Here is a 669-nt window from a genome sequence, read left to right on the forward strand (position 1 = left end):
TCGAACGTCTCGTCACCGATGCCCGCCACGTCGAAGTGCAGGTCATCGCCGACGAGCACGGCAACGTGTGGGCGCCGGGTGTGCGGGACTGCTCGATTCAGCGACGCAACCAGAAGGTCATCGAAGAATCGAGCTCACCGCTGCTGACCCGAGAGCAGGCCGATCACCTACGGACGGTATCGAGCGAGCTGGTCCGCGCCGCCGGGTACGTCGGCGCCGGCACCGTGGAATACCTGTATCAGCCCGAACAGAAAATCTTCACCTTCCTCGAGGTCAACACCCGCCTGCAGGTCGAACACCCCATCACCGAGTTCACCACCGGACTGGACCTGGTGAAACTACAGATCCAGGTCGCCAACGGGGAGCGTCTCGACGGCGATTGCCCACCGGAGTTCGGGCATGCGGTGGAAGCACGCCTGAACGCCGAGGACGCCGACAACGGGTTCGCCCCGGCACCGGGCACGGTGGAGCTGCTCAAGTTCCCCCTCGGCTCCGGTCTGCGCGTCGACACCGGCATCGCCCAAGGCGATGTCATTCCCCCCGACTACGATTCCATGGTCGCCAAGATCATCGCCTGGGGCCGCGACCGCGACGAAGCATTCGCCCGGTTGCGCACCGCACTACGTGAGACGACGGTGGTCATCGACGGCGGCACCACCACCAAATCGT

The 669-nt window shown here is 65.0% G+C and carries 1 pseudogene; it reads left to right on the forward strand.

Annotated elements, in window-relative coordinates:
- Window positions 1-669: pseudogene (locus J1M86_RS25925) on the forward strand (fused acetyl/propionyl-CoA carboxylase subunit alpha/methylmalonyl-CoA decarboxylase subunit alpha); the annotation flags it as partial.

This window comes from Rhodococcus sp. KRD197 (assembly GCF_017168235.1).
Classification (GTDB): domain Bacteria; phylum Actinomycetota; class Actinomycetes; order Mycobacteriales; family Mycobacteriaceae; genus Rhodococcoides.